The organism is Kribbella sandramycini, from assembly GCF_013131805.1.
In the GTDB taxonomy this organism is placed as follows: domain Bacteria; phylum Actinomycetota; class Actinomycetes; order Propionibacteriales; family Kribbellaceae; genus Kribbella; species Kribbella sandramycini.
Map to the genome: position 1 here is coordinate 1235097 of NZ_JABJRC010000002.1, position 13121 is coordinate 1248217.

A 13121-nucleotide genomic window follows, 5' to 3' on the forward strand; every position below is an offset into this window, starting at 1 on the left:
TTTCGTCAGAGTGAGAGTTAGTTGCCCATGCCGATACCGCCGTCGACCGGGATCACCGCGCCGGTGACGTAGCCGGCTTCCTCGGAGGCGAGCCAGCGGACGGCGTTCGCGATCTCCTCGGTCAGCCCGAACCGGCCGAGCGGGATCTGGCTCAGGTACAGCTTCTGGGTGTCCTCGGGCAGGACCGCGGTCATGTCGGTCTCGACGAACCCGGGGGCGACGACGTTCGCGGTGATCCCGCGGCTGCCGAGCTCGCGGGCGATCGACCGGGCCATCCCGATCAGGCCGGACTTGCTGGCCGCGTAGTTCACCTGGCCGGCCTGCCCGAGCATGCCGACCACCGAGGAGATGAAGACGATCCGGCCCTTGCGCAGCCGCAGCATGCCCTTGGCCGCCCGCCGCGCGACCCGGAACGAGCCGCTCAGGTTCGTGTCGATGACGGCGTCCCAGTCGTCGTCGGACATCCGCAGCAGCAGCGTGTCCTTGGTGATGCCGGCGTTGGCCACCAGCACCTCGACCGGGCCGTGCTCGGCCTGGATGGTCTCGAAGGCCGCGTCGACCTGCTCCTGGTCGGTGATGTCGCACTTGACGCCGAGGAAGCCGTCCGGCGGCGGGCTGCTGTTGTACGTGACCGCGACCTGGTCGCCGGCGTCCTTGAACGCCTGCGCGATCGCCAGCCCGATCCCGCGGTTACCGCCGGTCACCAATACCGACCTGCTCACAAGTCCTCCTCAGACGTCGCCAGTCGGCAGAACGCTATCGCCCGCTCTCCACTCGTCAAGACAGCGGGTCGGGCGCGTCACATCCGGGGCCGGTCAGCTGTCTTCCAGTCGGAAGCCGACCTTCAGACCGACCTGGTAGTGGTCGATCCGGTTGTCGACGATGTGACCGCGGATCTGGGTCACCTCGAACCAGTCGAGGTGCCGCAGCGTCTCCCCCGCCCGGGTGATGCCGTTCGTGATCGCCGCGTCGATGCCCTCCTTGGAGGTCCCGACGATCTCGGTGATGCGATAGGTGCGGTCCGTCATCAGCTGTCCTTCCGTGGAGGCGTACCGTGGGTGTTGGTGAGGAGGATAGATGTCGAAACGCCGTGAACGGTCCGGCGAAACGGTCATTACGGTGACCAGTGCCCAGCCAGGTCGCTCCGAGGACCTGGACAGCCGCATCGTCCGGTACGCGGCGATGATGGCGCTGCGGGTCGCGTGTTTCGTGCTGGCCGTGTTCACCCCGTCGCCGTGGCGCTGGATGTTCGTCGTCGGCGCGGTGTTCCTGCCGTACTTCGCGGTCGTGCTGGCCAACGTCGCCCGGACCGCGACGGTCCGCGGCGGAACGCCGTACGACGCGCCGGACCGGCCCGCGATCGAGGCTGCTCCGGGGGTCGTCGTCCAGGGCGAACCGGTCGATGAAGCCGGTTCGAAGATCGACACCGAAAAGTGATCCGTGCCGGGACTGGAAAGTTCGCCGGGTTCCGTGTCAGAATCTCCCGCGTGCTCTGAACTTCACTTTGGAATTCAGGGACTTGATGCGGCGTCGGACGGCTCCCCCCGTGGCTGTCCGACGTCGCTTCATTTATGACCGGGGCGGTGGGGTGGGCAAAGCAGCTAACACAGCCGGGGCTCAATTACCCCAGGCTTTTGATTATTGAGGGATCAGGAATGACATTGTCCGAGATCTGCTCGGCGAAGGGCTGCGGCGCGGCGGCCACCTGGGCGCTGCGCTGGAACAACCCGAAGATCCACACGCCCGACCGGCGCAAGACCTGGCTGGCCTGTGACGAGCACAAACAGAGCTTGTCGGAGTTCCTCGGCGCGCGGTCATTCCTGCGTGAGGTCGAGCCATTCAGCGGGACGGGTGCTTAGCAGGACGGGCACTTAGCGAAAAATTGCATTTCCCGTTTCAGCCGCCGATGGCGGACATCGGGCGCGCGGGTTGCAGGAAGGCCGGGTCGTTGATGCCGTGCCCGGGGAGTTTCTTCCACATCGCGCGCCGCCAGCGATCCGCGAGTTCCGCGTCATCGGCGCCGGACCGCATTGCGCCGCGCAGATCGGATTCCGTCCGGGCGAACAAGCAGTCCCGGATCTGGCCGTCGGCGGTCAGCCGGACGCGGTCGCAGTCACCGCAGAACGGCCGCGTCACCGAGGCGATGATCCCGACGGTCCGATCGCCGCCGCGGACGGTGAACGTCTCCGCCGGCGCGCTCCCCCGGACGGCCGCACCGGTCGGCTGCAGGCCGAACGGCCCGGCCAGCTGTTCGAGGATCTCGTCGGCCGTCACCATCGTCGCCCGGTCCCAGCCGTGCTGGGCGTCGAGCGGCATCTGCTCGATGAACCGCAGCTCGTAGCCGTGCTCCAGGCAGAACTCGAGCAGCTCGGCGGCCTGGTCGTCGTTCACACCGCGCATCAGCACGGCGTTCACCTTCACCGGGGTCAGCCCGGCCTCGTGCGCGGCCGCGAGACCGGCCAGCACGTCGTCGAGCCGCGCCCGCCGGGTGAGCTGCTGGAACGTGTCGGCACGAATCGTGTCGAGGCTCACATTCACCCGATCGAGCCCGGCCGCCTTCAGCGCGCTCGCCTGGCGGGCCAGCCCGATGCCGTTGGTGGTCACGGAGACCTCGGGCCGCGGGGTGAGCGACGTCGTCCGGCCGACGATGCCGACCAGGCCGCGGCGCAGCAGCGGCTCACCGCCGGTGAAGCGGATCTCGCGGACGCCGAGCCCGGTCACCGCGATACCGATCAGGCGAATCAGCTCGTCGTCGGTGAGCAGCTCCGGTTTGGGCAGCCAGTCGAGCCCCTCGGCGGGCATGCAGTACGTGCAGCGCAGGTTGCAGCGGTCGGTGAGCGAGACGCGCAGGTCGGTGGCGACCCGGCCGTAGCGGTCCGCCAGACCCAGCTGCAGAGCTTCATCGGTCGCCGTCACCGCTCCAGAGTACGTGCCGCCCACGGACAGTTTCGGGGTATGGCTTAAGTTCAAGACGTGCGTCGATTGATGAATGTCCGCTGGCTCGGCGCCGCGCTGACGATCGTGGTGCTGGCCACGGTGTGCGTCATGCTCGGCCGCTGGCAGCTGCACCGGCTCCACGAGCGGGAGGCGCGCAACGAGGTGACCCGGTCGAATCTGGCCGCCGCGCCCGCGCCGATCGAGCAGATCACCGGCGCGGACGGCGTCGTCGGCGACCGGAACGCCTGGCGGACGGCCGTCGTCACCGGGCGCTACGACGCCTCGAAGCAGATCGTGCTGAAGTACCGCAACGTCCGGGACCGGCCCGGGTTCGAGATCGTCACGCCGCTCGTCCTGCCCGACGGCAAGGCCGTCCTGGTCGACCGCGGGTTCCTGGCCCGGCAGGGCGCGGAGCTGTCCCCCGGCCACGTGCCCGCCGTACCGTCCGGTGAAGTGACCATCACCGGCCGGCTGCAGCGCAGTGAGCGTGGGGGCCGGACGAACGGCGGCACGCCGGACAACGGCACCGCGCGACTGATCAACGGTCCGGAGTACGCCAAGGTCCTCGGTCTGGACCTGTACGACGGCTACCTGATGATCGATCAGCAGACACCCGCCAACGACCAGGCCTTCGGCACCTTCCCCGGCCCGGAGATCGACGACGGGCCGCATTTCTTCTACGCGCTGCAGTGGTTCTTCTTCGCGGTGCTCGCGATCGGCGGGCTGGTCTACTTCTCCCGCAACCCGATCCGCCCGGCGGACGCCGCCGTCCCGGTCGTTGCCGATCGCAACGAAGTGCCGGAGCCGAGCAGCACCGGCGACAGCACCTGATCCCGGCCCACTCCTTGCCGTCGGCCCCGAAGTTCGAGGTGCGGACCCGGGTGCGGTGAGGCAGGATGGTGCCGTGGACCTTGGACTGCGCGACCGCATCTACATCGTCACCGGTGCCAGCACCGGCCTCGGCTTCGCCACTGCGAAGGCGCTGGCCGCCGACGGGGCCCGGCTGGTCATCTCCAGCCGGAGCGAGGAGAAGATCTCCCGGGCCGCCGCCGAGCTCGGCGAGAACGTGGTCGGCATCCCGGTCGACAACGCCGACCCGGAGAGCGCCGAGCGGCTGGCCGCGACCGCCATCGCGAAATGGGGCGCCCTGCACGGCGCGCTGATCAGCGTCGGCGGCCCGAAACCCGGCACCGCCCTGGACTCCGACGAGTCCGACTGGCAGGCCGCCTTCGACAGCGTCTTCCTCGGCGGCCTGCGGATCGCCAAGTCGGTCGCCCGGGCCGGCTCGGACGGGACGTCGATCGCCTTCGTGCTGTCCACGTCGGTGAAGGCCCCGATCCCCGGCCTGGCGATCTCCAACGGGCTGCGGCCCGGCCTGGCGATGGTCGCCAAGACCCTGGCCGACGAGCTCGGCCCGAACGGCGTCCGCGTGAACAGCCTGCTGCCCGGCCGGATCGCCACCGACCGGCTCCGCGAGCTGGACAGCAAGGGCGGCGACTCCGAGGCGGCCCGGCGCAGCGCCGAGCGCACCATCCCGCTGCGCCGCTACGGCGACCCCGATGAATTCGGCCGGGTGGCCGCGTTCGTCCTGTCCCCCGCCGCCTCCTACCTGACCGGCGCGGTCATCCCGGTCGACGGCGGGGCCCTGCGCTCGCTCTAGTCGGTGTCCTTGGGCCGGTCCCGGTCCTTGGACGGCTGGACCCGCTTGGGCTCACCCGGCATTTTCGGGTACTCCGGCGGGTAGGGCAGGTCGGCTTCGCCGTGGTCGCGCTCGTGTTTGGCCGAGAGCTCCAGCAGTGACTCCAGCGAGAAGGCCTGCTCGCCGACGGCGGCGTGCAGGTCGCCGGCCTCGGCGAACCGGGCCGGCATCGTGAGCACGTCGAAATCGTCGGGGACGACGTCCTCGAGCTCCTCCCAGCGCAGCGGCGCGGAGACCCGGGCGCGCGCGTTCGGGCGGACGGAGTACGCCGAGGCGATCGTGCGGTCGCGGGCCATCTGGTTGTAGTCGATGAAGATCCGCTCGCCGCGCTCCTCCTTCCACCAGTTGACGGTGACCTGGTCGGGCAGCCGTTTGGACAGCTCGCGGCCGAGCGCGATCACCGCCCGGCGGGCCTGGACGAAGTCCCAGCGGGGTTCGATCGGGACGTAGACATGCAGGCCGCGGCCACCCGACGTCTTCGGGAAACCCTCCAGGCCGTGTTCGGCGAGCAGCTCGCGCAGCGCGGGTGCGACCGCGACGGCGCTCTTGAAATCCGTGCCCGGCTGGGGGTCGAGGTCGATCCGGAGCTGGTCGGGGTGGTCGACGTTCGGGCGGCGGACCGGCCACGGGTGGAAGGTCAGCGTGCCGAGGTTGACCGCCCAGGCGACCACGGCCAGCTCGGTCGGGCAGACCTCGTCGGCGGGCCGGCCGCTCGGGAACTTGATGGTCGCGGTCTCGACCCACTCGGGCGCGCCCTTGGCGACCCGCTTCTGGTAGAACGCGTCGCCGCGGTTGTCGGCCCGGGTGGACAGTTTCGCGCCCTCGAACCAGCCGCCCGGCCAGCGCTCCAGCGTGGTCGGCCGCTCCCGCAGCGCGCCCAGGATGCCGTCGCCGACCGCGACGAAGTAGTTCACGATGTCGAGTTTGGTCAGCCCGCGGTCCGCGAAGTAGGGCTTGTCCGGGTTGCTCACCCGGACCGTCCGCCCCGCGATCTTGAGCTCGATTGCCTTGGTCGCCGCCATGCCGCGACGCTACCGCCCGGGACTGACATTTCGCTGGAAAAGTGCGGAAAGGCAAGTTTTCGTCAGGGCGTGCCGCCCAATTCCACGCCGTAGCGAGGAGGTGCTCGGTGCGGTAGCTCGGTGTGCTGGGGCGGAGGGGTCGATGCGGAGCATCGTCACCTTCGGACCAGTGCGGCGAGATGCCGTGCCGAGTGCCCCGCAGTAGGCGTGGGATTGGGCGGGACGCCCTCGCTCTGGCCACGGGGGGTAACTGGGCGGTAACGTGCGTCCACCTCGTTCCTGGGGCGTGAGGCCCCCGGGACACCTGACAAGGAGCGCGAGGATGAACAGATCCGCCCTGTTCGCCGCTGCCACCGCAGTAGCGACCACCACCGCCCTCGGATTGACCTCGGCCGGCACCGCTACCGGTGCACCCGCGGCAGCCCCCGTCCCCAGTCCGGCGGCTGCCGTCGCCCAGGCCAAAGCAGCCGTGAGCGACAACCTCGCCGCGCTGAAGGCCACCACGGCCGATGCGTTCGCCGTCCGCGACGTGATCGTCGACAAGGACGGCGGCACGCACGTCCGGATGGATCGGACCATCGGTGGGCTGAAGGTGCTCGGCGGCGACGTCGTCGTCCACCAGGACGGCGCCGGCGCGTTCGAAGGGGCCAGCGTCACGCTGACCAAGAGCGCGAACGTCGATCGGACGCCGAAGGTCAGCATCGCCAACGCCACCGCCAAGGCGCTGACGAAGGGCCAGAAGGCCGAGGGCAAGCCCGCGCTCGTCATCGAGGCCCGTAAGGGCGCGCCGCGGCTCGCATACCTGGTCACCTCGACCGGCACCCAGGCCGACGGGACGCCGAGCCACATCACCACGACGGTGGACGCGCTTACCGGCGCCAAGCTGGTCAGCGAGCAGCACATCGAGACCGCGACCGGCGACGGCCAGAGCCTCTACTCCGGCACGGTGCCGATCGACAGCACGCCGTCCGGCAGCGGGTTCACGCTGACCGACCCGGCCCGCGGCAACGGCGCGACCGGCGACGCGAACAACAAGACCGAGTCGATCCTGTGCCAGCTGTTCGGCCTGGGCTGCATCGTGCCGACCAAGTTCAACGACGCCGACAACCACTGGGGCAACGGGCTGAACACCGACCGCGCCAGCGCCGCCGTCGACGCGCACTACGGTGCGGCCAAGACGTTCGACTACTACAAGTTCAACCACGGCCGGAACGGCATCTTCAACGACGGCAAGGGCGTCCCGAGCCGCGTGCACTACGGCTCGAACTACGTGAACGCCTTCTGGGACGGCAAGCAGATGACCTACGGCGACGGGGACGGCGTGGTCGCCGGCCCGCTGGTCTCGATCGACGTGGCCGGCCACGAGATGTCGCACGGCGTCACCTCGGCGACCTCGAACCTGACCTACTCCGGTGAGTCCGGCGGCCTGAACGAGGCCACCAGCGACATCTTCGGCACGCTGGTCGAGTTCTACGCGAACAACACCAACGACCCCGGCGACTACTACATCGGCGAAGAGATCATGAAGGACCGCCCGGCGCTGCGCTACATGGACAAGCCGAGCAAGGACGGCAAGTCCGTGGACTGCTGGTCGTCCGGCGTCGGCAACCTCGATGTGCACTACTCCTCCGGCGTGGCCAACCACTTCGCCTACCTGCTCGCCGAGGGCACCGGCGCGAAGACCTTCGGCGGCCTCGCGCACAACTCGACCACCTGCAACAACACCACGCTGCAGGGCATCGGCCGGGACAAGGTCGGCAAGATCTGGTACCGCGCGCTGACCGTCTACATGACCACCAGCACCAACTACGCCCAGGCCCGGACGGCGACGCTGAACGCGGCGTCCGACATCTACGGCGCGTCCAGCCCGGAGCGGGCCGCCGTCGCCGCTGCCTGGTCCGGCGTTTCCGTCAACTGAACAGGTGATTTCGCCGGTCCTGTCCCACTGGGGCGGGCAGGACCGGCGAATGATCCCCCCTGTGGTTCCAGGCAAGAACCTGCTGTTCACGTGCTGGACCTTGGCGCGGCCTGGTGCGGGTGTGAGAATCCGCGACATGTCTGCCCAAATCCGACCGCGGCGCCGCCTGGGCGCCCTGGTCATCACTTCCACTCTGATCGCCTCCGGCGCGGCCGCCATCGCGGCCGGCCCGGCAGGTGCGGCGTCCACCTCGGTCGTCATCACCGAGGTGTACGGCGGTGGCGGCAACAGCGGCGCGCCGTACACCAACGACTACGTCGAGCTGACGAACAACAGCGCCGCCCCGGTCGACCTGACCGGCTGGACAATCCAGTACGCGTCCGCCGCGGGCACCTCGTGGACCAACAAGATCACGCTCAGCGGCTCGATCGCGCCGGGCGCCGTCTACCTCGCGCAGGGCGCGTCCGGCGGCGCCAACGGGCAGCCGCTGCCGACCCCGGACGCGACCGGCAGCGTGAACATGTCCGCCGCCTCCGGCAAGGTCGCCCTGGTCTCGTCGACCACCAGTCTGAGCTGCGCGACCGGCTGCGCCACCGCGCCGGGTGTGATCGACTTCGTCGGCTACGGCGCCGCCAACGACTTCGAGACCAGCGCCGCGCCGGGCACCTCGAACACGACGTCGGTCACCCGCAAGGTGCCGACGGCGGACGCCGACAACAACGGCGCCGAGTTCGCCGAGGGCACGCCGACGCCGAAGGCGCTCACCTCGACCCCGCCGGACCCGGACCCGATCGACGCCAAGATCCACGACATCCAGGGCGCCGCGCATGTGTCGCCGCTGGTCGGCAAGCTGGTCGGGAACGTGACCGGCGTCGTGACCGCCAAGAGCGGAAACGGCTTCTGGTTCCAGGACCCGCAGCCCGACGACAACCCGGCCACCAGCGAGGGTCTGTTCGTCTTCACCAGCTCCGCGCCGGCTGTTGCCGTCGGCGACACCGTGACCGTGCAGGGCACCGTCACCGAATTCCGCGCCGGCGGTTCCGGCGGCGTCACCAACCTGTCGATCACCGAGCTGACCCAGGCGAAGATCACCGTCACCGGCCAGGCCGCCGCGCCGGCCCCGGTCATCGTCGGCGCGGGCGGCCGGGTGCCGCCGTCCACTGTGATCGACGACGACTCGACCGGTGACGTCGAGACCACCGGCACCTTCGAGCCTGCCACCGACGGCCTGGACTTCTGGGAGTCGCTGGAAGGGATGTGGACCGGGATCAGCCAGCCCCAGGTCACCGGCCCGACCAGCTCCTTCCGCGAGCTGTCCGTCGTGCCGGCCGGGGCCGGGGTGCGGACGGCCCGCGGCGGCATCGTGCTCCAGAAGGCCGACAGCAACCCGGAGCGGATCCTGCTCGACGACCTGCTGACGCCGATCCCGGACGCGAAGACCGGTGACAAGCTCGCCGGGACCGTGGCCGGCGTCGTCGACTACGCCTTCGGCAACTTCAAGCTGCTGCCGACCACGACGCCGGCCGTGATCGACGGCGGCGTCAAGCGCGAGGCGACCAAGGCGTCGTCCCCGCTGCAGGTGTCGGTCGCGACCTTCAACGTGGAGAACCTGGACCCGTCCGACGGCGCGGCCAAGTTCGACGGGCTCGCACAGGCCGTGGTGAGGAACCTCGCGGCGCCGGACATCATCGGGCTCGAGGAGGTCCAGGACAACGACGGCGCGACGAACTCCGGGACGACGGCCGCCAACGTGACGCTCGACCTGCTGACCGCGGCGATCGTGAAGGCGGGCGGCCCGAAGTACGCCTACCGGCAGATCGACCCGGTCAACAACGCCGAGGGCGGTGAGCCGGGCGGCAACATCCGGGTCGCGTTCCTGTACCGGACGGACAAGCCGGTCAAGTTCGTCGACCGCGCGGGCGGCGGCCCGACCGTCCCGACCACGGTGACCACCGACCGCTGGGGCAAGCCGCACCTGAGCTCGTCGCCGGGCCGCGTCGACCCGGCCAACCCGGCCTGGGCCGCGACCCGCGTCCCGCTCGCGGGTGAGTTCACCTGGCTCGGCCAGAGCCTGTTCGTGGTGGTCAACCACTTCAGCTCCAAGGGCGGCGACAACCCGCTCTGGGGCCGGGTGCAGCCGCCCGTGCAGCTGACCGCGCCGAAGCGGCACGAGCAGGCCCGCGCGGTCCGCGGGTTCGTCGACCAGCTGCTCGCCAAGGACAAGGGCGCGAACGTGATCGTGCTCGGCGACCTGAACGACTTCGACTTCTCCGAGACCACCGACATCCTGGTCGGCGCGGGGAAGACCGCGCTGATCTCGCTGCCGCGGACGCTGCCGCTGAAGGAGCGGTACAGCTACGTGTTCGAGGGCAACAGCCAGATCCTCGACCAGATCCTGATCTCGAAGAACCTGCAGCCGGCCTCGGCGTACGACATCGTGCACATGAACGCCGAGTTCCCGGACCAGATCAGCGACCACGACCCGCAGGTGGTGCGGGTGATCCCGCTGCCCTCCTGGGTGCACTGATTGCGGGAGGCTTACGTCGGCGGCCCGGGCGGGGTTTTCCTTGCCCGGGCCCCGATAATGGACTTGTGACTGACTCCACCAAGCAGTACGCCGTGAGCAAGACGGACGCGGAGTGGAAGGCGCAGCTCTCCCCCGCGGAATTCCAGGTGCTGCGCAAGGCCGGCACCGAACGGGCCTACACCGGTGAGTACACCGACACCAAGACGGTCGGCGTCTACAAGTGCCGGGCCTGCGACGCCGAGCTGTTCCGCAGTGAGTCGAAGTTCGACTCGCACTGCGGCTGGCCGTCGTTCTTCTCTCCCCTCGCCGAAGACCGGGTCGAATACATCGAGGACACCACCCTCGGGATGAAGCGCGTCGAGGTCCGCTGCGCCAACTGCGGCTCGCACCTCGGGCACGTGTTCGAAGGTGAGGGCTACAACACCCCGACCGACCTGCGCTACTGCATCAACAGCATCAGCCTCACCCTCGCGCCCCAGTAAGGCCACTAGACTGCTGCGGTGCTGGATGTTCTGAGTGCCGAGGAACCATGGGAAGTACCGGGGGCCTGGGTAGCGGCCGTCCGGCAGCGGCTGCACGGCTGGGGGCGGGACCCTCGGGCGTTGCGGCCGCTGCGCGCGGACGCGTTCGCCGAGTTCACGAAGGGCACTCCGGCCGGGGTCTGGTTCACCCATCAGGTCGCGCCGCTGTTGGCCGGGTGGATCCCGGTGCTGCACGGTGAGTACGCCGATCTGGGTGCGCAGCTGACTCGTGAGTTCCACCGCCCGTCGTACCGGACGGGCGGCGCCGGGCATCTGATCCGGACCGCTGCGACCGACTGGCCGCTTCAGGTGATCGCCGGCGCGCAGGGGTTCCGCGAGGCCGGCCGGAAGCACGCGGTCGAGGTCTCCCGCGATGTGGTCGCGATGTTCCTGGACGCGACCCCGATGGCGACCCGGGCCCGCGTGCTGACCACTGCTTTCGACCGCGTGCTGGCCGACCGCGATGCGCTGCACCTGCACCAGACCGCGGACTACGCGACCATCCTGCAGTTCTGGCGGACGGCGGCGCTCAGCCCCGAGGAGCGCGTCGTACTGCCCGAGCTGAGCGGCACGTCGGCCGCGCTGCGCTACTCGGTCAACTCACTGCGCGACGCGCACGCCAAGCTGCTGATGTCGATCCCGGACGAGGACGCAGGTGACTTCGCCCAGCTCCTGGCCGGGATGGTCCTGACCGCGCGCCTGACCAGCCTGCCGCCGGCGCTGGCGCAGATCCTCGGCCCAGCGACCCAGGACGTCGAGAAGGCGTTCGCGACCGCGCGGAGCGGGTTCGACGCCCAGCACTGGCTGACGGCGAACACGGAGTGGCTCGCGCGGGCCGTCCGCCATGATCAGCGCGCGGCGGCGCGCACCTGGGCGGCCGCCGCCACTCGGGTCTCCGTGCACCTGTCCGGCGTCCTGAGCGACGGGCCGTGGCCGGATCCGCAGATCCCGGATCTGGATGCGTTGTTCCGGCTGCTCGACCGCGATCGGCGGACGACGGTCGATGCGCCGGAGGCCGCGAAGTCGTTGTCGTCCGCGTGGGACGCCGTCGTACCGAAGGCGGCCGAGTCGGCCGGGCCGGCGCCGCTCGGGCCGGTCGACTACAGCGCCGACCCGCTCGCCGAGCTGGACTCGCTGATCGGGCTGGAGTCGGTGAAGGACTCCGTCCGCAAGATGGTCGCCGAGGTGAAGACGAACCTGCGCCGCCAGGAGCTCGGGCTGCCGAGTCACGAGCGGGCGCGGCACATGGTCTTCGTCGGGAAGCCCGGTACGGCCAAGACCACGATCGCCCGGCTGCTGAGCCGGATCTACCACCAGCTCGGCGTCCTGGAGAAGGGGCACGTGGTCGAGGTCGACCGCTCCGACCTGGTCGGCTCCAGCACCGGTACGACGGCGCCGATGACGGCCGGCAAGTTCCGCGAGGCGATCGGCGGCGTGCTGTTCGTCGACGAGGCCTACACGCTCGTCCCCGAGAACAGCCCGGGCGACTTCGGCCTGGAGGCGGTCGCGACGATCCTGAAGCTGATGGAGGACCACCGCAACGACTGCATCGTGATCGTGGCCGGGTACCACCGCGAGATGCAGCGGTTCATGGAGTCCAACACCGGTCTGGCGTCACGGTTCCCGAAGCTGTTGTCGTTCGCGGAGTACGACACGCAGCAGCTGGTCGCGATCTTCGAGCTGCAGGCCCGGCAGAAGGGGATGACCTACAGCGACGACGTGCTGGACGTCGTCCGCTCGATCATTCCGCCGTCGCCGCGGGGCCACAACTTCGGCAACGGGCGGTTCATCCGCAACGTGCTCGAAGAGGCGATCTCGAACCAGGCGACGCGGCTGTCCGCGCGCGACCCCGACAGCTTGACCGAGAACGACCTGCGCGAGCTGCTGCCGCAGGACGTCAAGCCGCCGGTCTCGATGCGCGCCGAGGACTACCTGTTCCAGAAGCCGGGGACTTAAGGGGGTGACTCTCGGCTCCGCGCCGTAGCGAGGAGGTGCTCGGTGCGGTAGCTCGGTGTGCGGGGGCGGAGGGTTCGATGCGGAGCATCGTCACCTGTGCACCCTTGCGGCGAGGTGCTGTGCCGAGTGCCCCGCAGTAGGCGTGGGGCCGAGAGTCACCCCCTAAATCGGGGTGGCCAGAGCGACCGGGTTGCCCTCGGGGTCGGCCAGGTAGGCCTGGCGCTCGCCCCAGGGCATCGTGGCCGGCTCCTGCAGGATCGTGTAGCCGGCCGCGCGGAACGTCTCCACCTCGGCCTCGACGTCGTCGACGTACACGAACAGCTCGAACCGCGGGGCCGTGCCGACGGTGATACCCAGCTGGGCCTCGGGCCAGTTCGAGTCGGCGATCCCGAGGGAGGAGTCGCCGCGGTCGAGGCCGACGTAATGCGGGTCGCCCTCGAGCGGGAACTGGTATCTGGTCTCGTAGCCGAGCAGGGCGTAGAACTCCACCGACCGCCGGACGCTGGTCACGTAGAGGACCGGGAACGCTTTACCCGGCATG

At 69.8% G+C, this 13121-nt stretch carries 13 protein-coding genes; 8 read left to right on the forward strand and 5 right to left on the reverse strand.

Translation table 11 applies throughout. The features are described from left to right. Positions 1 to 17: 17 nt before the first annotated feature. Positions 18 to 722, reverse strand: a complete 705-nt coding sequence (fabG, locus tag HPO96_RS13085; protein ID WP_171673617.1) for a 3-oxoacyl-[acyl-carrier-protein] reductase — start codon at positions 720 to 722, stop codon at positions 18 to 20. Between the two features lie 93 nt (positions 723 to 815). Next, positions 816 to 1028, reverse strand: coding sequence for a dodecin (locus HPO96_RS13090; protein ID WP_171673618.1), 213 nt, complete (start codon positions 1026 to 1028; stop codon positions 816 to 818). Positions 1029 to 1077: 49 nt separating this feature from the next. Here HPO96_RS13090 and HPO96_RS13095 point away from each other — a divergent pair, with 49 nt between their 5' ends. Beyond that, positions 1078 to 1437: a DUF3099 domain-containing protein gene (locus HPO96_RS13095; RefSeq protein ID WP_171673619.1), complete on the forward strand. Its 360-nt coding sequence runs from the start codon at positions 1078 to 1080 to the stop codon at positions 1435 to 1437. Positions 1438 to 1655: 218 nt separating this feature from the next. After that, positions 1656 to 1859, forward strand: a complete 204-nt coding sequence (locus HPO96_RS13100) for a hypothetical protein (RefSeq protein WP_171673620.1) — start codon at positions 1656 to 1658, stop codon at positions 1857 to 1859. 37 nt (positions 1860 to 1896) lie between these two features. Here HPO96_RS13100 and moaA read toward each other — a convergent pair whose 3' ends face one another. Beyond that, a complete protein-coding gene (moaA, locus tag HPO96_RS13105; RefSeq protein WP_337796612.1) occupies positions 1897 to 2916 on the reverse strand; it encodes a GTP 3',8-cyclase MoaA in 1020 nt (339 codons plus the stop codon). A gap of 57 nt (positions 2917 to 2973) precedes the next feature. On the opposite strand from moaA, the gene HPO96_RS13110 reads away from it, so the two are divergent. Further along, entirely contained in the window at positions 2974 to 3768 is a 795-nt protein-coding gene (locus tag HPO96_RS13110) for an SURF1 family cytochrome oxidase biogenesis protein (RefSeq protein ID WP_337796613.1), read from the forward strand. Positions 3769 to 3841: 73 nt separating this feature from the next. Then, a complete protein-coding gene (locus HPO96_RS13115; protein WP_171673621.1) occupies positions 3842 to 4597 on the forward strand; it encodes an SDR family oxidoreductase in 756 nt (251 codons plus the stop codon). On the opposite strand, the gene ligD is transcribed toward HPO96_RS13115, so the two are convergent. Next, positions 4594 to 5658, reverse strand: a complete 1065-nt coding sequence (gene ligD, locus HPO96_RS13120) for a non-homologous end-joining DNA ligase (RefSeq protein WP_171673622.1) — start codon at positions 5656 to 5658, stop codon at positions 4594 to 4596. The genes HPO96_RS13115 and ligD overlap by 4 nt on opposite strands. A 322-nt stretch (positions 5659 to 5980) precedes the next feature. On the opposite strand from ligD, the gene HPO96_RS13125 reads away from it, so the two are divergent. The 4 genes from HPO96_RS13125 to HPO96_RS13140 all read left to right on the forward strand — a co-directional run bounded on the left by HPO96_RS13125 (position 5981) and on the right by HPO96_RS13140 (position 12580). Then, positions 5981 to 7576, forward strand: a complete 1596-nt coding sequence (locus tag HPO96_RS13125; RefSeq protein WP_171673623.1) for a M4 family metallopeptidase — start codon at positions 5981 to 5983, stop codon at positions 7574 to 7576. 136 nt (positions 7577 to 7712) lie between these two features. Next, positions 7713 to 10103, forward strand: a complete 2391-nt coding sequence (locus tag HPO96_RS13130) for a lamin tail domain-containing protein (protein WP_171673624.1) — start codon at positions 7713 to 7715, stop codon at positions 10101 to 10103. A gap of 65 nt (positions 10104 to 10168) precedes the next feature. After that, the gene (msrB, locus tag HPO96_RS13135) at positions 10169 to 10585 is read left to right on the forward strand and encodes a peptide-methionine (R)-S-oxide reductase MsrB (RefSeq protein WP_171673625.1); all 417 of its coding nucleotides are present in this window, start codon (positions 10169 to 10171) and stop codon (positions 10583 to 10585) included. A gap of 18 nt (positions 10586 to 10603) precedes the next feature. Beyond that, positions 10604 to 12580, forward strand: coding sequence for an AAA family ATPase (locus HPO96_RS13140; protein WP_171673626.1), 1977 nt, complete (start codon positions 10604 to 10606; stop codon positions 12578 to 12580). A gap of 162 nt (positions 12581 to 12742) precedes the next feature. Here HPO96_RS13140 and HPO96_RS13145 read toward each other — a convergent pair whose 3' ends face one another. After that, on the reverse strand, positions 12743 to 13120 hold the full coding sequence (locus HPO96_RS13145) for a VOC family protein (RefSeq protein WP_171673627.1): 378 nt from the start codon (positions 13118 to 13120) through the stop codon (positions 12743 to 12745). Position 13121 lies beyond the last annotated feature (1 nt).

What these genes read in the sequence shown, in the direction of transcription:
- HPO96_RS13090 (WP_171673618.1), bottom strand. Translation starts at nt 1,028, where the DNA reads ATGACGGACCGCACCTATCGCATCACCGAGATCGTCGGGACCTCCAAG.
- HPO96_RS13095 (WP_171673619.1), top strand. Translation starts at nt 1,078, where the DNA reads ATGTCGAAACGCCGTGAACGGTCCGGCGAAACGGTCATTACGGTGACC.
- HPO96_RS13100 (WP_171673620.1), top strand. Translation starts at nt 1,656, where the DNA reads ATGACATTGTCCGAGATCTGCTCGGCGAAGGGCTGCGGCGCGGCGGCC.
- ligD (WP_171673622.1), bottom strand. Translation starts at nt 5,658, where the DNA reads ATGGCGGCGACCAAGGCAATCGAGCTCAAGATCGCGGGGCGGACGGTC.
- HPO96_RS13125 (WP_171673623.1), top strand. Translation starts at nt 5,981, where the DNA reads ATGAACAGATCCGCCCTGTTCGCCGCTGCCACCGCAGTAGCGACCACC.
- HPO96_RS13130 (WP_171673624.1), top strand. Translation starts at nt 7,713, where the DNA reads ATGTCTGCCCAAATCCGACCGCGGCGCCGCCTGGGCGCCCTGGTCATC.
- HPO96_RS13145 (WP_171673627.1), bottom strand. Translation starts at nt 13,120, where the DNA reads ATGCCGGGTAAAGCGTTCCCGGTCCTCTACGTGACCAGCGTCCGGCGG.